This window comes from Streptomyces sp. NPDC000594 (genome assembly GCF_040299965.1).
Lineage (GTDB): Bacteria > Actinomycetota > Actinomycetes > Streptomycetales > Streptomycetaceae > Streptomyces.
In genome coordinates, this window is sequence record NZ_JBEPCY010000001.1 from 20,590 (window position 1) to 44,271 (window position 23,682).

The following is a 23,682-nucleotide window of genomic DNA, read 5'->3' on the forward strand; positions in this document are numbered from 1 at the left end:
CCCGGCGGAGGCGGGCGACTACGCGGAGGCGTTCGGCGCCATCGCCGCCGGCCACCAGGGCATCGACCTCGTCTGGGACCTGTGGAAGCTGGCACCGGACTCCCGCCCCGACGACATCGGCGAGGTCGTCCTCGTCCTCCAGGCCCTGGCCCGGACCGGGGTGACCGCCCGGCGGTTCGTCCTCGCGGGCCAGTACCGCGACGGTGCCGGGCGCGCCCACCTCGAAGCGGCCATCGGCTTCGAGCGCTCGCTGGGGCTCGTCCTGCCGCAGACCGCGTTCACGGTCGTGCTCCAGGACGCGGCCGATCCGCGGCGACCCCGCGGACTCGCCGACTGGGTCGGGCGGCTGGCCGCCGAAGGGAGCCGGGAGACCGTCTCCAGCGCCCTGTACCGGGACGGCGAACGCCATGTCAGCCGGGTACGGCCGACGGAGCCGGCCGAGGCTCCCAGTGTCTTCAAGCGCGGTGGGACCTACCTCGTCACCGGTGGTCTCGGCGGTCTCGGTCTGCTGGTGGCAGGACATCTCGTCCGCACCTATGGGGCCGGGGTCGTGCTGACGGGCCGCTCCGCACCCGACGAGCGGAGCCGGGAGAAGCTCAGCGGACTCGGCGCGGACAAGGTCCTGTACCTCCAGGCCGACGTCTGCGACACGGAGGACATGAGGCGTGTCCTGACCCGGGCGCGCGAGCGCTTCGGAGCCGTGCACGGCGTCATCCACGCCGCGGGCGTCGAGGGCGAGGGGAGCGTACTGGAGAAGAGCCTGACCGCCTTCGAACGGACGACGGCCGCCAAGGTCGCGGGCACGCTCGCGCTCGACGAGGCGCTGGCGGGGGATGTCCTCGACTTCGTCTGCTACTTCTCCTCGACCTCCGCGGTGATCGGTGACTTCGGCACCTGCGACTACGCGTTCGGCAACCGCTTCCAGACGGCCTATGCCGCCCGGCGCGCCGAACGGGGTGCCGCCGGAGAGGTCTCCGGCAAGACCGCGGTGATCAACTGGCCGCTGTGGCGCGACGGAGGCATGCGTCTCGACGACGACGCGACCGACCTGTACCTGCGCTCCAGCGGTCAGGGTCTCCTGGAGACGGAGGACGGCCTGCGGCTCTTCGAGACCCTGCTGGCGCAGGACGCCGTCCAGCACATGGTCGTGGTCGGGGAGCCGGACCGGGTGCACCGCTTCCTCGGTCTGCTGCCGCCGCCCGCGGCGGTCGCCGCCACGGAGCCCGCCACGGAGTCCGTCACCGTATCCGCCACGGGGCCTGCCCCCGCGCCTGCCACGGTGCCCCTCGCGACCCGTCCCGGGCCGTCGGGAGCGGGTGTCGACGCGGCGCTCGACCAGGACCTGCGGGATCTCGTCCGCCGGGTGGTCAGGATCGCGCCCGACCGGATCCACGAGGACGACAACCTCTCCGAGTACGGCTTCGACTCGGTGAGCCTCGTCGAACTGGCGACCGGCATCGGCAAGCACATCGGCGTCGAGGTCACCCCGTCGGTCTTCTTCAGCCACCCCACCCTCGGGAAGCTGCGCCGCCACCTCGCGGGCAAGCACCGGGACGCCCTTGAGGTGCTGTACGCGCCGACTGGGGCCGAACCCGCCGACCCGCCCGCCGTCCCCGTACAACAGGACGTACAGCAGGACGTACAACAGGACCGGCAGGACCGGCAGGAGACCGCTCGCACGGCCCGGACGGCGCTCCCCGCGCCGCCGCGCTCCACCGACGACGACGAAGCCGTGGCCATCATCGGCATGAGCGGGCGCTTCCCCGGCGCGGGCGATGTCGACGAACTCTGGTCCGTGCTCGCCGAGGGCCGCGATGTCGTCGCCCCGGTGAGTGCCGAACGGCTCGCGCTCTGGGGCGAGCCGGCGGACAGCCCGCTCGGCGCCTTCCGCTGCGGACAGCTCTCCGGGCCGGAGGAGTTCGACCCGCTGTTCTTCGAGCTGTCCCCCAAGGAGGCCCGGGCCCTGGACCCGCGTCAGCGGCTGGTTCTCCAGGAGTCGTGGCGGGCGCTGGAGGACGCGGCGTGGAAGCCCGGCGCACCGGGCAAGGTCGGCATGTTCGTGGGCGTCGAGCACGGCGACTACGAGGGCCTGGCCGGGAGCACGGGCAGCATCACCGCCAACCACGACGGGGTGCTCGCCGCCCGGCTCGCCCACTTCCTCGACTTCACCGGCCCGGTCCTGGCGATCAACACCGCCTGCTCCTCCGGACTCGTCGCCGCCCACCAGGCCTGTCTGAGCATCCGCGCGGGCGAGTGCGACACGGCACTCGCCGCGGGCGTCAGCCTGATCACCACCCCCCGGCAGCTCACCGATATGCGGCAGGCGGGAATGCTGTCGGAGGACGGCGTCTGCTACGCCTTCGACGAGCGGGCCCAGGGCATGGTGGCCGGTGAGGCCGTCGCCGTCGTCGTCCTGAAGCGGCTGTCGGCGGCCGTCGCCGACGGCGATCGGATCCATGGCGTCATCCGCGCCAGCGGGATCAACTACGACGGCAGGTCCAACGGCATCACCGCGCCCAACGGCGCCGCACAGGTCGAACTCCTGCGGTCGACCTACGAGAAGTACGCCATCGACCCGGCGGAGATCGACTACCTGGTCGCCCACGGCACGGGCACCCGGCTCGGCGACCCGGTGGAGGTCAACGCGCTCAACGAGTCCTTCAGCGGCCTCACCGACCGGCGCCGGTACTGCGCGCTGACCTCGACCAAGCCCAACGTCGGCCACACACTCGCGGCGTCCGGGCTGGTCAGCCTGATCGGGATCCTCCAGGCCATGCGCCACGAGACCATCCCGGCCAGCCTGCACTGCGAGCAGGAGAGCACCTACATCGACTGGCAGGACAGCCCGTTCCTCGTCAACCGGGCCAACAGAGCGTGGCCCCGCACGGCGGGACGCGAGCGCCTCGCGGCCCTGAGCGCCTTCGGAATGAGCGGAACCAACGCACACATGGTGGTGGAGAGCTTCGTGACCCCCGAGACCGAGCCCGACCCGACGGTGCCCGCCCATCTGTTCGCCGTTTCGGCGAAGGATCCCGAGGCGTTGCGGCGGCGCGTCGCCGACCTGGCGGACTTCCTCGGCGCCGGCGCCGGCGGGCACGGCCCGCGCGAGATCAGCGCGACGCTGCTCGACGGCCGGACCCACTTCCGGCACCGGTGCGCCGTCGTGGCCCGTGACACGGACGAGGCCGCGCGCCTGCTCCGCGACTGGCTGGACGGCGCGACACCGCCCGGCACCGCCCACGGCAGTGTGGCCAAGGGCTTCGTACCACGGACCGACATCCAGGAGTCCGGCAACGGTCTGCTGCGGGAGGCGTATCTGCTGCGCCACGACCGGCAGGCGTTCACGGAGGCACTGCGCGCCGCCGCCGGACTCTACTGCCAGGGGTACGAGCCGGAGTGGCGGGAGCTCTTCGGCGGCAGCCGCCCGGCCCCCGTATCGCTGCCCGGATACCCGTTCGCCCCACGGCACTGCTGGCCCGCCGAGGTGGCGCCGCCGGCGGCCGGGCCCGCCGGTGGAGCCGGCACCGGGGGCGGGAGCGTCGGGGACGCCCTGCTGCGGCGCGTGATCGCGGACTCCGGGAGCGGCCGGGGATTCGACGACGACCTCCTGTGCGGACTGCTCCTCGCACAGCTGCGGGAGCTGGGCCTGGCGGCGGAGGGCGGCTCGGTCGCCGCTCTCCGGGACGGCATCGAGCCGGGCCCCGTCCACCGCCGCTGGCTCGACGAGAGCCTCCGGTTCCTGGCCGGGCACGGCTGTCTGGAGCTGGACGCGGAGCGCTACGCGCCGACCCCGAAGGGGGCGGAGAACGCCGCCACCGCCTGGCGGCGCTGGGCGGCCGTCTGCCGGGACGGCGCGGACGCCAACCCTTACGTCAACCTCATGGACCGGGCGATCCGCGGGTGCGCCGATGTGCTCTCCGGCCGCAGCAGGGGCACTGACGTGATCTTCCCCGATGCCTCCACCTCGCTGGTCGAGGGCGTCTACCGGCGCTGCGACAGCGCCGAGGCGCTCAACGAGCTGGTCGCGGAGCAGGTCGCGGAGCGCGTCGCGGCCCTGCGCGCCGCCGACCCCGGCCGCCGGGTCCGTATCGTGGAGATCGGCGCGGGCACCGGCGGCACCACCGAGAAGGTGCTGCGCGCGCTGGACCGCCACCCGGACGCCGTCGCCGAGTACCGCTACACCGATGTCTCCGCGCACTTCCTGCGCACGGGGAAGCGGGAGTTCGGCGCCGACCACCCGTATCTGGGCTTCGGCCACTTCGACGTGGAGCGGAGCCCGGCGGAGCAGGGCCTGGCCGAGGGGGCGTACGACATCGTCCTCGCGACCAATGTCCTGCACGCCACCGGTGATGTACGGGCGGCGGTGCGCCATGCGCGGGCCCTGCTGGGGGACGACGGCACGCTCGTCCTGAACGAGCTGGCCGGGCGCACCCTGTTCTCGCACCTGACCTTCGGCCTGCTCGACGGATGGTGGCGCTACCGGGACCCGGAGCTGCGGATCGACGGATGTCCCGCGCTGGAGCCCGACCGCTGGCGGTCGGTCCTGCGGGACGAGGGTTTCGCGGCCGTCTCCTTCCCCGCCGACGCGGTCCACGCCGCCGGACACCAGATCGTCGTCGCCCGAAGGGGCGTTGGGGCCGGCGCGGGGGACACGGGCCACCGGGACCCCGGTACGCGGATGGGCGCCGGCCAGGACCGTGCCCCGCAGGGCCAGGACCCCGACGGCCGTGCCGTACGCGAAACGGCCGTACGCGAAACGGCCGTACGCGAAACGGCCGTGGGCGGAGCGGACGTGCGCGCACTCGAAGCACGGGTGCGGCGCGCGATCGTGGCCCAGCTCCAGACAGCCCTGGAGCTGGCGGAGCACGAGATCCACATCGAGGACTCGTTCGCCAACTACGGTGTGGACTCCATCGTCGGGGTCCAGCTGGTCCAGGACCTCAACGAGATCCTCGGCGGGGTACTGGAGCCCACCGACCTGTTCGACCACAGCTCGGTCCAGCGGCTGGCCGCCCATGTCACCGGGAACTTCGCGGACCGGATCCTGGCCCTTCCAGGGTGGCGCGGGCAGGACCACGAGGCCGCGCCCCCCACCACGGATACGGCCCGTACGGCCCGTACGGTCCACAGGGCCCCCGCGGCCCCTGTGGTGGAGCCGGCCGCCGGTACCGACAGGGAGCCGGCCGGGCGCGCCGATCCGCAGCTGGAGCCGATCGCGATCGTCGGTATGAGCGGCCGGTTCGGCCGGGCGGAGAGCGTCGACCGGCTGTGGGAGCACCTCGCCAACGGGGAGAGCCTCGTCGGAGAGATCACCCGCTGGGACATCGCGCGGTTCGCCGAGCCCGGCGCGGACCTCCCCCGGTACGCGTCCGCGATGAACGACATCGACCTGTTCGACCCGGCGTTCTTCCAGATCTCCGGCGTCGAGGCCACCTATATGGACCCCCAGCAGCGCATCGCCCTGGAGGAGTCCTGGCGGGCACTCGAGGACGCGGGCTACGCGGGCTCCGGCACCCGGAGCACCGACTGCGGTGTCTACATCGGTACGCAGCCCGTCGACTATCTGCCGTCGCCGGGGGCGGACACCCCGGCCCAGGCCATGTGGGGCAACGCCGAGTCGATCATGCCGGCCCGGATCTCGTACCACCTCGACCTGCGGGGTCCCGCCATCGCCGTCGACACCGCGTGCTCGGGCTCGCTGGTCGCCGTGCACCTGGCCTGCCAGGCGCTGCGGGCCGGCGAGGTCGGGATGGCCCTGGCGGGAGGGGTCTCCGTCCAGTGCGCGCCCCACTACTACCTCCAGGCCCACCGGGCCGGGATGCTCTCTCCGAACGGACGGTGCCACACCTTCGACGAGCGGGCGGACGGTTTCGTCCCCGGCGACGGTGTCGGCTTCGTCGTCCTCAAGCGCCTCGGCGACGCGCTCGCCGACGGCGACCACATCCATGGTCTGGTCCGTGGCTCCGGCCTCAACCAGGACGGCACCTCCAACGGCATCACCGCGCCCAGCTCGAAGTCCCAGGAGCAGCTGGAGCGGGCCGTCTACGACAAGTACGGCGTCGACCCCGCCGACATCGGGCTGGTGGAGGCGCACGGCACCGGCACCCGGCTCGGTGACCCGATCGAGTTCCAGGCGCTGACCCGGGCGTTCCGCGGCTACACCGACAAGCGGGAGTACTGCGCCATCGGCTCGGTCAAGACCAACATCGGGCACACCTCGCCGACGGCGGGCGTCTCCGGGCTCATCAAGATCCTGCTCGCGCTGCGGCACCGCGAGATCCCGCGCTCCCTCCACTTCGAGCGGGGCAACGCGCACATCGACTTCGCGGCGAGTCCGTTCTATGTCAACACGGTCCACCGGGAGTGGCCCGCCGAGGCGGGCCGGCCCCGGCTGGCGGCGCTGAACTCCTTCGGGTTCAGCGGGACCAACGCCCACCTGGTGGTCGAGGAGGCGCCGGTACGGACGCGTGAGGGCGCTCGCCCCGCCGTCCATCTCATCGTGCTCTCGGCCTTCTCCCTGGAGCAGGTGCGCACCCAGGCGGCCCGGCTGGCGGACCAGCTGGCCGCCGACCCCGGCGCCGAGCTGGGCGATGTCAGCCTGACGCTGCTGCTCGGGCGGAGACACTGCGCGGTCCGGCTGGCCTGTGTCGCCCGGACCACCGGTGAGCTGGTGGAGCTGTTGCGGGAGTGGCTGTCGACCGGACGCGAGGAGCGGGTGCGCGTCGCCGATCTGTCCGAGGGGAGCCGGGGCGGCGACCTCGACCAGGAGCAGCGCGGCACCTCCCACCTCCGGCGGTGCGCCGCCGGTGCGCCGGAGGGGGAACGCGCCGAACTCCTCGCGGTCGTCCGCGACCTCTATCTCCAGGGCTGCGAACTGGAGTACGCGGAGCTGTTCGCCGGTGGGGTAGACCGGCGGACCCCGCTGCCGGTCTACCCCTTCCAGCGCCAGCGGTACTGGCTGCCCGAGGCGGTCGAGGCCCCCAGCAGGCCCCCCGTCGCCCCCCGGGATCCGGCGCCGGCCGGACCCACGGCCCTGGCGCCGGCCGCCGCGCGGACCGTACCGGCGGAGCCCGTACCCGCAGGCCCCGTACCCGCAGGCCCCGTACCCGCCGACGGCGACCGTCTGACGCTGACCCCGGTATGGGTCCGGGAGCAGGCCCCCGTACCGGAGCCCCTCCCGCACTCCGGGGTGATCGTGTTCGGCGCCGACCCGGCCGAACGCGCCCTCCTCGCCGCCGCGTTCGGCGCGCCCGTCTTCCTGGACGCCGGACCCGCGCTCGGCGAGGCGGAGCTGACCGCACGGCTGCGGGACGCCGGGCCCGTCCGGCACCTCGTCTGGATCTCGCGAACGGGAGACGAGGCGGACGCCACCGCCCTGCTGCGGCGGACCGACGCAGGGGTGATCGCCTTCTTCCGCCTCGTCAAGGCGGTGCTCGCGCTGGGGCACGCGGGCTCGGACCTGACCTGGACCGTCGTCACCCGGCAGACACAGCCCGTACGGCAGGGCGAGCAGGTCCACCCCGCGGACGCGGGCCTGCTGGGCCTGGCCGGTGTGATGGCCCAGGAACTCCCCAACTGGCGGGTCAACCCGCTCGACCTCGGCGCCGACGACGCCCTCCCCGTCCCCGCCCTGTTCAGCGCCGCGTCCCAGCCGGTCCGCGCACTGCGCGGCGGGCAGTGGTTCCGCCGGCGGCTGACGCCCACCGCACTCGCCGGGCCGTCCGGCAGCCCGTACACCAGGGGCGGCGTGTACGTCGTCCTGGGCGGGGCCGGAGGTCTCGGCGAGATCTGGAGCGAGGATGTGATCCGGCGCTTCGGCGCCCAGGTCGTGTGGATCGGCAGGCGGGAGCAGGACGAGGAGATCCAGCGCCGGATCGACCGGCTGGCCGGGCTGGGCCCCGCGCCCTGGTACGTCCGCGCCGACGCCGCCGACCGCGACTCCCTCGCCGCCGCCCACGCACGGATCAAGCAGCGGTTCGGCACCGTCGACGGTGTGGTCCACTCCCTGTTCGGCCTGGTGGACCAGAGCCTGCCCAACACCGACGAGCAGCGGCTGAGGCTCGGCCTGAGCACCAAGCTCGACGCCAGTGTGTGGATGGCCGAGATCTTCGGCGCCGACGGCCTGGACTTCATGCTGTTCTTCTCGTCGATCTCCTCGCTCAACCCGGCCATGGGGTTCTGCAGCTATGTCGCGGGCGGCGCCGTCGAGGACGCCCTCACCCACCGGCTGGCCGCCGAGCGCCCCTACCCCGTACGGGTGATCAACTGGGGGTACTGGGGCGCGGTGGGCAGCGGCGTCGGGGTGCCGGAGCACATCAAGGAGCGGCTGTACGAGCAGGAGGGCCTGGCCGACATCGACCCGGCCCTCGCCATGGCCACCGTCGAACGGCTGCTGGCCTCGCCCGTGGTGCAGGTGGCCCATCTCCATACGCGCAAGCCGGAGAAGCTGGCCTCGTTCGACGGCCGGGAGTCGGTCCGGGTGCTGGGGCCCGCCGTGCTGGGACCCGCGCTCTCCCCGTCCCTGCCGTCCCGTGCCGAGCAGGTACGGGAGGTCCGGACCGGCACCAAGGCCAAGGCGATGGAGCTGGACGAGATCCTGGCCCGGCTGATCTGGAGCGACCTGCGCGAGCGGGGCTGGTTCGACAGGCGGACCTTCGATGTGGCGTCCTTCCTGCGGGACAACGGGATCCAGGACGGATTCGACCGGTGGGTCGGGGAGTGCTTCACGGTCCTGACCCGCTTCGGCCATATCGAGGAGACCGGCGACGGCTTCTTCACCGCCGTCGGCGACCGGCTGGACGCGCGCCGCTGCGCGGAGGAGTGGGAGCGCGGCAAGCGCGCCTGGCTCGCCGACCCCGAGCTGCGGGCCACGGCCGTCCTGGCCGACCGGACCTTCCGGGTACTCACCGGGATCCTGACGGGGACGGTATCGGCCGTCGAGATCATCTTCCCGGGCTCCTCGGTCGAACTCGTCGAGGGCATCTACAAGCACAACATGATCGCGGACCACTTCAACGACGTCGTCGGCGACTGTGTCGTCGAGCTGGTCGAGCGCCGGATCGCCGAGGACCCCGACGCCCGGTTCCGCATCGTCGAAGTGGGCGCGGGCACCGGCGGCACGACCGCGACGGTGATGCGGCGGCTCAAGCCGTACCAGCGGAACATCGGCGAGTACTGCTACACCGACATGTCGAACGCCTTCCTCATCCACGGCACCCGTGAATTCGGCGCGGACAACCCCTTCCTGCGCTGTCAGCTGTTCGACGCGAGCAGGCCGGTGACGGAGCAGGGCTTCACCGAGGGCGCCTACGACCTCGTCATCGCGACCAATGTGCTGCACGCCACCCGCGACATCCGTGAGTCGCTGCGCAACGCCAAGGCGCTGATGAAGCCCGGGGCCGCGGTGGTCATCAACGAGATCGACGGATACACGCCGTTCAGCCTGATCACCTTCGCGCTCCTGGACGGCTGGTGGCTGTACGACGATCCGGAGCTGCGCACCGAGGGCGGCCCCGCGCTGTCGCCCGGGATGTGGCGGTCCGTTCTGGAGTGGGAGGGGTACGCGGCGGTCGAGTTCCCCGCCGCGGACGCGCAGATACTCGGGCAGCAGGTCGTCGTGGCCTACAGCGACGGGGTGATCCGGCAGACCGGTGGCGGCGAGCGGCCGGTGGCCGCCGGAGCGGGGGCGCCCGTGACGTCCGCCGTGCCGCTCCCGGCCGTGGCGTCCCCCGCCGCGCCGGACCCGGCCGTGGCGGACCCGGCACCCCGTACGGCGGCCCGGGTGGACCCGGGAGCCCTCCGGGAGGCCGTGGTCACCCACCTCAAGGATCTGGTGGCGCGCACGCTGATGATCCCGGCGGACTCCATCAGGACCGCGGAGCCGCTCTCCACGTACGGCATCGACTCCATCCTGATCCTTCAGCTGATCAACGGCCTCCAGAAGGACCTGGGGGAGGTCAGCAGCACGCTGTTCTTCGAGTACCGGACCGTCGGCGCGCTGGCCGACCACTTCGTCGCCGACCGGCAGGAGGAGATCACCCGGGTGGTGGGCCTCGCGCCGTCGCGGGAGGACACCCCTGCCCCGGCGCCCGCCCTGCCCCCTTCCGCCGGAACTCCTTCCGCCGGAACCCCTTCCGCCGGCCCCGGTGCCGCCGTGGTACCGGCTCCCGTGGTGGAGCCCCGGCGGCGGGAGCGCGCCGTACGGCCGCGCCACGACGGGGATGTCGCGATCATCGGTATGAGCGCGCGGTTCCCGCAGGCCGACACCCTGGACGAGTTCTGGGACGGTCTGCGGTCCGGCAGGGACTCGATCACCGAGATCCCCGCGGACCGGTGGGGGCTCGACGGCTTCTACGAGGCCGACAAGGACCGCTCCGCCGACGAGGGCAAGAGCTACAGCAAGTGGGGCGGCTTCCTCGACGGCTTCGCCGAGTTCGACCCGCTGTTCTTCGCGATGACGCCCAACGAGGCGCTGGAGGTCGACCCCCAGGAGCGCCTGTTCCTCCAGGAGACCTGGAAGGCCTTCGAGGACGCCGGCTATACCCGGGCGCGCCTGGAGCGGCAGCACGGCGGGCGCGTCGGGGTCTTCGTCGGCATCACCCGCGCCGGTCACAACCTCTACGGTCCCGAACGGTGGCGGCGCGGCGACACCACATCCCCGTACACCTCCTTCGCCTCGGTCGCGAACCGGGTGTCGTTCAAGCTGAACCTGAACGGCCCCAGCATGCCCGTCGACACCATGTGCTCCTCCTCGCTCACCGCGCTGCACGAGGCGTGCGAGCACCTGCTCAGGGACGAGTGCGAGCTGGCCCTGACGGGCGGGGTCAACCTCTATCTGCACCCCTCGGGCCATGTCGCCCTCTCCCGGCTCCAGATGCTCTCGGACGACGGCAGGTGCCGCAGCTTCGGACGCGGCGGCAACGGGTTCGTCCCGGGCGAGGGCGTCGGCGCGCTGGTCCTCAAGCGGCTCGACGACGCGGAACGGGACAACGACCGCATCCACGCCGTCATCCGCGCCACCGGCATCAACCACGGGGGCACCACGAACGGCTACACCGTCCCCAACCCGGTGGCCCAGGGGGACCTGATCCGCCGGACGCTGGACAGGGCGGGCATCGACGCCGCGACGGTCAGCTATGTGGAGGCCCACGGCACCGGCACCGCGCTGGGAGACCCCATCGAGATCAACGGACTGAAGCGCGCGTTCGCCGCCGACACCCGGAACACTCAGTTCTGCGCGATCGGCTCGGTGAAGAGCAATATCGGGCACGCGGAGGCCGCGGCGGGTGTGGCGGGCATCTGCAAGATCGTGCTCCAGATGCGCCACGGCGAGCTGGCACCCACCCTCCACGCGGACGAGGTGAACCCGCACATCGACTTCGCGTCCTCGCCGTTCGTCGTCCAGCGCGAGCGGGCCGTGTGGCGGCGCCCCGTCGTCGAGGTCGACGGCGTCGCCCGCGAGGTACCGCGCAGGGCCGGTGTCTCCTCATTCGGCGCGGGCGGCGCGAACGCCCACGCGCTGATCGAGGAGTACCGCCCGGCCGGGCCCCGCTCCCCGCGCGTCCCGGACGGCGGACCGGCCGTGATCGTGCTCTCCGCGATGGACGGCGAACGGCTGCGCGAGCAGGCCGACGCGCTCCTGCGCTGGCTGTCCGGCCCGGAGCGGGAGGAGGTGCCGCTCGCCGACATCGCGTACACGCTCCAGATCGGCCGGGAGGCCATGCCCGAGCGGCTCGGCACGGTCGTCGCCTCCTCGGACGAACTGGCGGACCGGCTGCGGGGCTTCCTCGACCGGCCCGAGCGCACCGACGGCCTGCACCGCGGCCGGACCGGCCGCGGCACCGCCCGCACCGCGTTGACCGCGTTCACCGCCGACGAGGGCCCGGACGAGGGTCTGGACGAGGTGGTCGGCGCCTGGCTCGCCAGGGGCCGGTACGCCAAGGTGCTCGACCTGTGGGTGAACGGCTTCGACGTCGACTGGCGGGTCCTGCACACCGGTACCGGTACCGGTGCACGGCCGGTCTCCCTGCCGGGCTACCCCTTCGCCCGGGAGCGCTACTGGGTCGCCGATGGGGCGACCGACCGGCCCGGCGATCACGGCGATCCCGGTGACCCCGATCCCGTGGAACCGGGCGGCGACGGCCCGCGACCGCAGGTCGACGACATCCTCGACGACTATCTGAACGGCTCACTCGATCTGGCCGCCGCGGCACGGATACTCGGCCCGGCGTTCACTACCGTGCCGGTGCGCACGACGGAGAACGGAGACGCGGCCAAGTGAACGACGCACTGGTCACGATGTTGCTGGACCTCAAGGCGAACCGCATCTCCAAGGAGGAGTTCAAGGAGGGGTTCAAGGCGGAGTTCCAGGAGGAGTTTCAGGAGGAGCCCCAGGGGGCGGTGAAGAGCGGCGCGGCACCGGCGGGCGAGGCGACCGGCCCGGACCTCGTGCGACTCGGTCCCGTCTGGGAGCGGGCCACCGGGGACACCGCCGCCGGGACACCCGGGCACGTCGTCCTGCTCGCCGGGGAGCCGCGCACCGCGGACGCCCTGCGGGCGCTGCCGGGCGCCCCCGAGGTCCACCTCCTGGAGAGCCCGGAGCCCGGACTCGCGGAGCGCTACACGGAGTTCGCCTGCCGGCTGCTCGACACGGTCCAGCGGCTGTTCGCCGAACCGGCGCTGCCCCGTACGCTCGTCCAGCTCGTCCTCCCGGAGACCGGCGACGACGCACCGCTGTCCGGCCTGCTCGCACTGGTGCGGACCGCGGCACTGGAGAACCCGAGGCTCGTGCCGCAGCTCGTCCTCGTCGACCGCGACCAGCCCGGGGAGCGGGTGGCCGGGCAGGTCCTGGAGGCCCGGGAGCACGCCGGCGCGTCGGCGGTGCGCTGGCGCGACGGCGAGCGGCAGGTCCTGGCCTGGCGGGAGCTGCCCGCGCCCGACCGGCGCGACCTGCCCTGGAAGGAAGGCGGCACCTATGTCGTCACCGGCGGCCTGGGCGGCCTGGGCCTGATCTTCGCCGAGGACCTGCTGCGGTCGGTCCGCAGCGCGAACCTCTATCTGACCGGCCGCTCGGCCCTCGACGACGAGCGGGCGCGGACGCTGGAGACACTGCACCGGCCGCACGCCCGGGCACGTTACGTACGGCTCGATGTCACCGACGCGGCGGCCGTCGAGGAGTTCGTGGCCGGGCTCCGGCGGGAACACGGCTCGATCGACGGCATCATCCACAGCGCCGGGGTCACCCGGGACGGCCTCATCCGTACCAAGACCGAGCGGACCCTGCGCGAGGTCCTGGCCCCGAAGGTGAGCGGAACGGTCCATCTCGACCACGCCTGCCGGGACCTCGCGCTGGACTTCTTCGTCACCTTCTCCTCGGGGGCCGCGGTCACCGGGAACACCGGCCAGGCGGACTACGCGACCGCCAACGCCTTCATGGACGCCTTCGCGCACCACCGCGACACCCTGGTCACGGCGGGACGGCGCTCCGGGCGCAGCCTCTCCGTCAACTGGCCGCTGTGGGCGGAGGGCGGCATGACCGTCGACGAGGAGACGGCGCGCGTGCTCTTCGAGGACCTCGGCATGGCTCCGCTGCGCACCCGGAGCGGCGTCCGGGTCCTGCACGAGTTCCTGCTGTCGTCCCACAGCCAGGTGATGGCCGTCGAGGGCGACGGCCCCCGGATCCGCCGGGCCTTCGCCACCGTGCCCACCGCCGCGCCCGCCGCCGTGCCCGCCGCCGACCGGCCCGCCGTGGAGCCGGTCTCCCCGGTGCCCGCCGCGACCGTCGTCGACGAGGACGAGCTGCGCGGGGCGGTGGTCGACCGGCTCGCCAGGATGCTCGGCGCCGTCACCGGCCTGCGGGCCGCGCGGATCGACCCGGGCGCGACCCTGGAGAGCTACGGGATCGACTCCATCGTCGTCACCCGTCTGAACCGCAAGCTCGCGGAGGTCTTCCCCGGTCTCTCGGCGGCGCTGCTGTACGAGTACAACTCGCTGGCGAGCCTGGGCGCCCACTTCGTGGCGGAGCACCGGGAGCAGTGCCTGGTCTGGACCGGCGCGGACACGGCGCGCCCCGTGACCGCGGCCCCCGCCGCGGAGCAGCCCCCCGCCGTACAACCCCCGGCCGTACAGCCCGCCACCCGGGTGGCTCCCGCACCGGCCGCCGTCGTACGGGACACGCCCGCCGCCGTACGGGACACGCCCGCTGTCGTACGGGACACGCCCGCTGTCGTACGGGAAACGCCCGCCGACGCCGCCGACACCGACGACGCCATCGCGGTCATCGGGGTGAGCGGACGCTTCCCCCGGGCGCGCAACCTCGACGAGTACTGGGAGAACCTGGCCGAGGGACGCGACTGCGTCGCGGAGGTCCCCCCGCAGCGCTGGAACCTGACGGACTTCTTCCACGCCGACCGTGACGAGGCGGTCGCGCGAGGGCTCAGCTACAGCAAGTGGGGCGGCTTCCTCGAAGGGTTCGCCGACTTCGACCCGCTGTTCTTCGCCATCTCGCCCCATGAGGCGATGAGCATGGACCCCCAGGAGCGCCTGTTCCTCCAGGAGTCCTGGAACGCGCTGGAGGACGCCGGCTACACCCGCCGGCGCCTGGCCGATCTGCACGGCGGACGGGTGGGCGTCTTCGCCGGTGTCTCCAAGACCGGCTTCGAGCTGTACGGTCCGCAGCTGTGGGAGCGGGGCGAGAACCTCCACCCCGTCACCTCGTTCGCCGCCGTGGCCAACCGGGTGTCCTACTTCCTCGACCTCAAGGGCCCGAGCCTGGCCATCGACACCATGTGCTCGTCCTCGCTGAGCGCCGTCCACGAGGCGATGGAGCAGCTGCGCCGAGGCGCGTGCGACGCCGCCATCGCGGGCGGCGTCAACCTCTACGCCCACCCGTCGAGCTATGTCCTCATGTCCCGGGTACGGATGCTCTCCGACGACGGGAAGTGCCGCAGCTTCGGTGCGGGCGGCACCGGATTCGTCCCCGGTGAGGGCGTGGCGGTCCTGCTGCTCAAGCGGCTCGCGGACGCGCGGCGCGACGGCGATGTCATCCACGCCGTGCTCCGGGGCAGCAGTGCCAACCACGGCGGCAGGACCCACGGCTACACCGTGCCCAACCCGGCCTCCCAGGCCGAGGTGGTGCGCGAGGCCATGGACCGGGCCGGGGTGTCCGCGCACGACATCGGCTATGTCGAGACGCACGGCACCGGGACCTCCCTCGGCGACCCCATCGAGATCGGCGGCCTCTCCCGCGCGTTCGCCCAGGACACCGACGCCCGTCAGTACTGCGCCATCGGCTCGGCGAAGAGCAACATCGGCCATCTGGAGGCCGCCGCGGGCGCCGCCGGGCTGGTCAAGGTGGTGCTCCAGCTGCGGCACGGGAAGATCGCCCCCAGCCTGCACGCACAGGAGCTGAACCCCGGGATCGACTTCGACGCGACCCCGTTCCGCGTCCAGCGGGAGCTGGCCGAGTGGAAGCGTCCGACGACCGTCGGCGACGGCATCGTTGTCGAGCGCGACCGCGTCGCCGGAGTCTCCTCGTTCGGCGCCGGAGGCTCCAACGCCCATGTGATCGTGGCGGAGTACCGCGACACGGACCCCGCGGACACCACCCCCGGCGAGCACGGCCCGCAGCTGATCGTCGTCTCGGCGAGGGACCGCGACCGGCTGCGCGAGCGGGCCGGGGAGCTGGCGGAGCTGCTCGGCCGCCGGGACCGCGCGCACCTGCGCCTCGCCGATGTCGCGTACACGCTCCAGGTGGGCCGCGAGGCGATGGAGTCACGGCTCGCGCTGCGCGTCACCTCGCTCGCCGACCTCACACGGAAGCTCACCGCGTTCGCGGCGGGCGACGACGAGGTCGAGGACCTGTACCTCGGCGAGGTCAAGCAGCACCGGGAGACCCTGGCGCTGCTCACCGCCGACTCCGACATGGCGTCCACCGTCGGGGCGTGGATCGCCAAGGGCAAGTACGCCAAGCTGATGGACCTCTGGGTCAAGGGAATCGCCTTCGACTGGGAGACCCTGCCCCGCGCGGGCGCGGTGCGCCGGGTGTCCCTGCCCGGGTACCCGTTCGCCAGGGAGCGCTACTGGGTCGGCGACGTGGACACGGCGGCTCCGCGCACCGGCGGCGCGCGGGGCGCGGACGCGGTGCATCCGCTGGCGCAGGTGAACTCGTCGACCCTGGAGGTGCAGCGCTTCGACGCGGTCTTCTCCGGCGACGAGTTCTTTCTGCGGGACCATGTCGTCCAGGGGGAGCGGGTGCTGCCCGGCGTGGCCTACGCGGAGATGGCGCGGGCCGCGGTCGAGGCATCGGTCGAGGGCCTCGACGGCCTCGACGGCGCCGGGATGAGGCTGCGCAACCTGGTGTGGGCGCGGCCCGTCAAGGTGGGCGACGAGCCCGTACGGGTGCGCACGACGCTGGTCGTCGACCCCGGGGGAGAGGTGCGCTTCACCGTCACCACCTCCCCCGGGCCGGACGGCGACCTGGTGCACTGCCAGGGCGCGGCGGAGCCGGGCGCGCCGGACCCGGTGACGCCCGTGGACCTCGACGGAGTGCGGGCCGTCTGCGCGGGCGAACGGTGGGACGCGGAGCGCTGCTACACCCTGTACCGCTCGCTGGGCCTGGAGTACGGACCCGTCCACCGCTGCCTGGAGAGCATCGCGGTCGGCGGGGGACAGGCGCTCGCACGGCTGCGTCTGCCCGCCGAGGTCACCGACTCCCTGGAGGAGTTCGTCGTCCACCCCGGCCTGATGGATTCGGCGCTCCAGGCGACCGTGGGACTGCTCGCCGGGAGCGACGACACCGGGGACGGCGCGCTGTTCCTGCCGTTCGCGGTGGACGAGGTGGAGATCCTCGCGCCGTTCCGCGCCGCCATGTGGGCCTGGGTGCGGTTCAGTGCCGACGACACCCCCGGCGGCGCGGTGCGCAAGCTCGACATCGACGTCTGTGACGACGACGGCGTGGTGTCCTGCCGGTTCACCGGTTTCTCGACCCGTGCCTACGGCACCGGCACCGCTACCGGCACCGGCGAGGCGGCGGCGCCGCGGGCCGTGGCGGAGGCCCCGCGCACGGCTCCCGCCGCCCGGCCGGTCCCCGTGCCGGAGCCGGGAACGGACCGGGAGGCGGGCACCGGCCGGTCCGGCGACACCTGGGACGAGCGCGTCTGCGCCTATCTGGCCGGGGTGCTCGCGGCCGGGCTGCGCCTCTCCGCCGACCGGATCGATGTCGACGACGCCTTCGAGGTGTACGGCATCGACTCGATCATGACCATGAACCTGACCGCCAAGCTGGAGCAGGACTTCGGTTCGCTCCCCAAGACCCTGTGGTTCGAGTACCAGAGCATCCGTGCCCTCGCCGGATACTTCGCGACGGCGCACGAGGATCGGCTGGCCGAGCTGATCGGCGTGGCCACGACCGGTGGGTCCCCCGGCGGGGAGAGCGGCGGGGGGACCGGACGTACCGGGGACCCGGCCGCCGGGCCCGCCACCGCCGGCCCGGTCACGGTGTCGGCGAAGCGCCCGCTCGCCCGGGTGCGGGCCCTCCCGCGGCCGAGGGCCGCGGGCCGGGCCGATGTGGCGGTCGTGGGTGTGGCCGGACGGTACCCGGGAGCGGCGAACGTCCGGGAGTTCTGGCGCAACCTGGTGGACGGCAGGAACAGCGTGACCGAGATCCCGGCGGACCGCTGGGACCACGGCCGCTACTACGACGCCGACCGGCACGCGGCGGGCAGGACCTATGCCAAGTGGGGCGGGTTCCTCGACGGCGCGGACCACTTCGACGCGCTGTTCTTCAATATCTCGCCGCGCGAGGCGGAGTTCATGGACCCGCAGGAGCGGCTCTTCCTGGAGTGTGTGCAGGAGACCCTCCAGGACGCCGGGTACACGCGTCCGGCGCTGAGCCGCCACAGCGCCGACGGGCTCGGTGGCAATGTCGGCGTCTTCGTCGGGGTGATGTACGAGGAGTACCAGCTGTACGGCGCCCAGGAGCAGGCGCGGGGCCGCAACATCGCGCTGTCGGGCAACCCGTCCTCCATCGCCAACCGGGTGTCGTACTTCTTCGATCTGCACGGGCCGAGCCTGGCCGTCGACACGATGTGCTCCTCGTCGCTCACGGCGCTGCATCTGGCCTGCCAGAGCCTCGCCGACGCCGAGTGCGAGGTGGCCGTGGCCGGTGGGGTCAACCTGTCGCTGCACCCCAACAAGTTCCTGATGCTGGGCAGCGGCCAGTGGGCGTCGAGCCGCGGGCTGTGCGAGAGCTTCGGCGCGGGCGGCGACGGCTATGTCCCCGGTGAGGGTGTGGGCGCGGTCCTGCTCAAGCCGCTGGACCGGGCGGAGGCGGACGGGGACACGATCCACGGCGTCATCCGCGGTACGGCGGTGAACCACGGCGGCAGGACGAACGGCTACTCCGTCCCGAACCCGCGCGCGCAGGCCAAGGTGATCGGCCGGGCGCTCGGCCGGGCCGGTGTGGACGCCCGGGACGTGTCCTATGTGGAGGCGCACGGCACCGGCACCTCGCTGGGCGACCCGATCGAGATCGCCGGTCTGACGAACGCGTTCCGCGAGGACTCCGGCGACCGTCAGTTCTGTGCGATCGGTTCGGTGAAGAGCAACATCGGCCACGCCGAGAGCGCCGCCGGGATCGCCGGGCTGACCAAGGTCCTGCTCCAGATGAAGCACGGGCAACTGGTCCCCTCGCTCCACTCCGAGGAGCTGAACCCGCACATCGACTTCGCGGACAGCCCCTTCACGGTCCAGCGTTCGCTGGCCGAGTGGACCCGCCCCCGGGCCGCCGACGGCACCGAGTCGCCGAGGATCGCGGGAGTGTCCTCCTTCGGTGCCGGCGGGTCCAACGCCCATGTCATCGTGGAGGAGTACCTCCCCGCCCAGCGGTCCGGCGAGGAGCCGGACGCCGAGGTCGCGGTCGTGCTCTCCGCGCGGACCGGGGACGCCCTGCGCGATCAGGCCGGGCGGCTCCTGGAGTGGATCACCGGCGACGGGGCGGCGGAGGCGCTGTCCGACATCGCGTACACCCTCCAGACCGGCCGTGACGCGTACGAGGAACGGCTCGGCCTGGTCGTCGCGGACACCGCTGGACTCGTCCGGGCGCTCCGCGGTTTCGTCGCGGGCGAGGACGTTCCCGGCCTGTACCGCGCGAAGGCCGCCCGCCGTGGTGACGGCAGCCTGCGGATGTTCGCCGCCGACGAGGACATGGCGGGGGCGCTGGACGCCTGGATCGGGAAGCGGAAGTACGGCAAGCTGCTCGAACTCTGGGTGGCGGGCGTCGCCGTGGAGTGGGACAGGCTCCACCGGCCCGGTGCACGGCGCCGGATCTCCCTGCCCGCCTACCCCTTCCAGCGCGAGCGCTACTGGCCGTCCCTGGACGAGGACCGGGCGCCGCTGTCGGGCACCGCGCGGCTGCACCCCCTCGTCCACACGAACACCTCCAGCCTGGCCGGACAGCGCTTCGGCTCGACCTTCACCGGGGACGAGTTCTTCCTGGCCGACCACCGGGTGGGCGGTGACCGCGTGCTCTCCGGGGCGGCCTGCCTGGAACTCGTCCGGGCGGCCGTGGCGGTCTCCCTGGACGGTGAGCCCCATGGCACGATCCGTCTCACCAACGTGGCCTGGACGCGGCCCGTCATCGTGGGGGAGACCCCGCTGGCGGTGCAGCTGCGCCTGACCCCGGCAGGGGGCGACGAGATCGCCTTCGAGATCTCCAGCCACCCCGGCGGGGACCCCGCCGCACCCCCGGTGATCCACAGCGAGGGCGTGGTGCGCGTACCGCCCGCGACCGCGGGCGACACCCCCCGTACCACCCTCGACCTGGCGGCTCTGCGGGCCGGGTGCGGGGACACGGAGCTGGACGCCGATCAGGTCTACGGCGTCTTCGCGGCACACGGCATCGACTACGGCCCCGGCCACCGGGGAATCCAGCGGCTGTGGGCGGGCGGCGGACAGGCCGTCGCCCGGCTGGTGCTGCCCGACGGCGTCGGGACGACATTGGACGGCTACGGCCTCCACCCCGCCCTGCTCGACTCGGCCCTCCAGGCCGCCGTGGGGATCACCGCCGACACCGGCGGGACCCCGCGCCTGCCCTTCGCGGTCGACGAGGTGGAGATCATCGGGGAGTGCGCCCGGTCCATGTGGGCCTGGGTGCGTCCCAGCGGCGGCCCGGCGGACTCCGGCGTCCACCGCCTCGACATCGATCTGTGCGACGAGGACGGAACGGTCGCCGTCCGGCTCAAGGGCCTGGCGGCACGGGCCTACGCGGCCGGGCGGACCGGGGCCGGGGAGGCCGGGGCGTTCCTCGCCGCGCCGCACTGGACCGGCGGGGAACACCGGGGCGGCGCGCGCGAGGGCGGCGCCGCGGTGACGGTGGTCGCCGGGCTGCCCGCCGTCGCGGACGCGCTCGAAGCGCGCGCGGGGTCCCGGGTCGTCCGGCTGGACTCCGGCGCGCCGGGCCTGGACGGGCGGTTCGCCGAGGACGCCGCGCGGCTCTTCGGCGTGGTCCGGCAGGTCCTGGCCGAGCGTACGCACGACGAGGTGTGCGTCCAGCTGGTGGCGGGCGCCGACGGGGAGTCGTCGGTGTGGTCCGGGCTCGCCGGGGTCGTACGGACCGCCGCGCTGGAGAACCCGCGGATCACGGGCCAGACCGTCCTGGTGGAACCGTGGGAGGACCCGGAGCGGGTCGCCGGGTGGGCGGCCGCCGACCGTACCGCCGCGGACGACACGACGGTGCGCTACCGCGGCGGTGCCCGCGAGGTGCTGCGGTGGCGCGAGCTGCCCGCCGCCACCGCGAGCGCTGACACGGCGGTGGCCTGGCGGGACACCGGGGTCTACCTGATCACCGGTGGCACCGGCGGGCTGGGTGTGCTGTTCGCCCGCGACATCGCCGCCCGGGTACGGGACGCGCGGATCGTGCTCACCGGCCGCGCGGCCCTGGACGAGGGCCGGGAGGCGGTCCTCGCCGAGCTGCGGGCCTCGGGTGCGGAGGCGACGTACGAGCAGGTCGATGTCACGGACCGGGCCCAGGTGGAGGCGCTGGTGCGGCGGATCCGCGACGCGTACGGCCGGCTGGACGGCGTCCTGCACAGCGCGGGCGTGATCCGGGACGGCTTCATCCTGAAGAAGACCCCGGCCGACTTCGACGCCGTGCTGGCGCCGAAGGTGACGGGCCTGGTGAACCTCGACACGGCGACCCGGGACATGGAGCTGGACTTCCTGGTGCCCTTCTCGTCGGTCGCCGGAGTCTCCGGCAATGTCGGCCAGGCCGACTACGCGGCGGCGAACGCCTTCATGGACGCCTTCGCCGCGTACCGCAACACCCTGGTGGCCCGGGGCGAACGGCGCGGCCGGACGCTCTCGGTCAACTGGCCGCTGTGGGCCGAGGGCGGCATGGGTGTCGACGCCGGAACCGAGCGGGCGATGCGCGAGAACTTCGGCATGGTTCCGCTGCGGACCCGGACCGGTATCGACGCCCTGCACCGGGCGCTGACCACCGGTGAGGACCAGGTCATGGTCCTGGAGGGCGACACCGAGCGCTTCGCGTCCCTCATCGGCGCCCCGGCGGACGCTCCCGTACCGGCGGACGTTCCCGCCCCCGTGGACGGGCGCCCGTCCGGTGAACCGGCCTCCGGTGCCCGGACCACCGACGTCCCGGCCTCCGAGGTCCGCAGCCCCGACGCTCAGGGATCCGACGCCCACGGCCCCGAAGGCATCGAGCGCACGGCCGTGGCGTACCTCACCCGGCTGCTGTCGTCCGTGATCAATCTCCCCGCCGCGCGGATCGACCCCGAGGCCTCGCTGGAGGACTACGGCATCGACTCCGTGATGACCATGGACCTCACCCGGGCCCTGGAAGAGGTCTTCGGCTCCCTCTCCAAGACCCTGCTCTTCGAGTACCAGAGCATCGAGGCGCTCGCCGGGCACTTCATCACCGCCCACCCGGAGAAGATGCGCGCACTCGTGCCGGCCGCGGACGGCGGCGCACGGACCGCCCCGGCGGTCGAGCGGACCGCGCCCGAGCCCGCCGCCCCCGCGCGGACGGACTCCTGGCGGGAGCGCGCCGGACGCCCGCGCACCGGGGCGGCGGCACCGGGCGCGGCACCGGCCGGGCCCGCCGACATCGCGATCATCGGTCTGGCGGGCCGCTACCCCCAGGCGCGCGACCTCCACGAGTTCTGGCGCAACCTGGCCGAGGGCAGGGACTGCGTCACCGAGATCCCCGCCGAGCGGTGGGAGTACGAGCGTCACTTCGACGCGGGCCGCCGGACCGCCGGCAAGGCCTACAGCAAGTGGGGCGGATTCCTCGACGGCGCCTACGAGTTCGACCCGCTGTTCTTCAATATCTCGCCGCGCGAGGCGGAGATCATGGACCCGCAGGAACGGCTGTTCCTCCAGTGTGTGTACGAGACCCTGGAGGACGCCGGATATGTACGGGAGTCGGTGCGGACCCGCGCGGGCAACGTCCTGGACGGCCGGGTCGGCGTCTTCGTCGGGGTGATGTACGAGGAGTACCAGCTCTACGGCGCCCAGAGCCAGGCACTCGGCGACCCCCTCGCGGTCAGCGGCAGCGCCGCCGCCATCGCGAACCGGGTCTCCTACTTCTGCAACTTCCACGGCCCGAGCATGAGCGTGGACACCATGTGCTCGTCCTCGCTGACCTCGATCCATCTGGCCTGCCAGAGCATCCGGTGGGGCGACTGCGACATCGCGGTCGCCGGCGGGGTCAACCTGTCGCTGCACCCGAACAAGTACCTGCTGCTCAGTACGGGCAACTTCGTCTCCAGCTCCGGCCGCTGCGAGAGCTTCGGCGCGGGCGGCGACGGCTATGTCCCCGGTGAGGGGGTGGGCGCGGTCCTGCTCAAGCCGCTGGCGAAGGCCGTCGCCGACGGCGACCGGATCTACGGGGTGATCAAGGGCACGGCGCTCAACCACGGCGGGAAGACCAACGGCTACACCGTGCCGAACCCGCACGCCCAGGCCGGAACCATCGCCGACGCGCTGCGGACGGCGGGGATCAGCGCCCGTGACCTCGGCTATGTCGAGGCGCACGGCACGGGGACCTCGCTCGGCGACCCGATCGAGATCACCGGCCTGTCGAAGGCCTTCCGTGAGCACACCCAGGACAACCAGTACTGTGCGATCGGTTCGGTGAAGAGCAACATCGGCCACGCCGAGAGCGCCGCCGGGATCGCCGGGCTCACCAAGGTCCTGCTCCAGCTTCAGCACGGCCAACTGGTCCCCTCGCTCCACTCCGAGGTGCTCAACCCGAACATCGACTTCACCGGCACCCCCTTCAGCGTCCAGCGCGAACTCGCCGACTGGCGGAGCCCCGACCCCGCGACCCCGCGGACCGCCGGGATCTCCTCCTTCGGCGCGGGCGGCTCCAACGCCCATGTCATCGTCTCGGAGTACCTCCCCGCACCGAGGGAGCACACCCCGGAGGCCACCGGCCCCGTCGTCGTGCCCCTGTCGGCGCGTACCGGGGACGAACTGCGCACCGTGGTCCACAACCTCGCCGCATGGCTCACCCGCCCCGGCAACGACCGGCTCCGGCCGGCGGATGTGGCGTACACGCTCCAGGTCGGCCGCGAGCCGCTGGCGGAGCGCCTGGGCATCCTCGCCACCTCAGTGCCCGAGCTGGTGGAGAAGCTGCGCCAGGTCCTCGCGGGCACCGAGTCCGAG

2 protein-coding genes (both cut by a window edge) are annotated in these 23,682 nt (G+C 73.1%); both read left to right on the forward strand.

Annotated elements, in window-relative coordinates:
• Positions 1-12,280 carry the 3' end of an SDR family NAD(P)-dependent oxidoreductase gene (locus ABT354_RS00015; RefSeq protein ID WP_351486670.1) on the forward strand. 16,349 nt of this gene lie to the left of the window's left edge, so only the last 12,280 of its 28,629 coding nucleotides appear in the window; the start codon falls outside the window, past its left edge; it ends in the stop codon at positions 12,278-12,280.
• Positions 12,277-23,682, forward strand: partial view of an SDR family NAD(P)-dependent oxidoreductase gene (locus ABT354_RS00020; RefSeq protein ID WP_351486673.1) — the 5' portion only. It continues 2,517 nt past the right edge of the window; the window shows 11,406 of its 13,923 coding nt (coding positions 1-11,406); its start codon is at positions 12,277-12,279; the stop codon falls past the right edge of the window. Before ABT354_RS00015 ends, ABT354_RS00020 begins: the two co-directional genes overlap by 4 nt.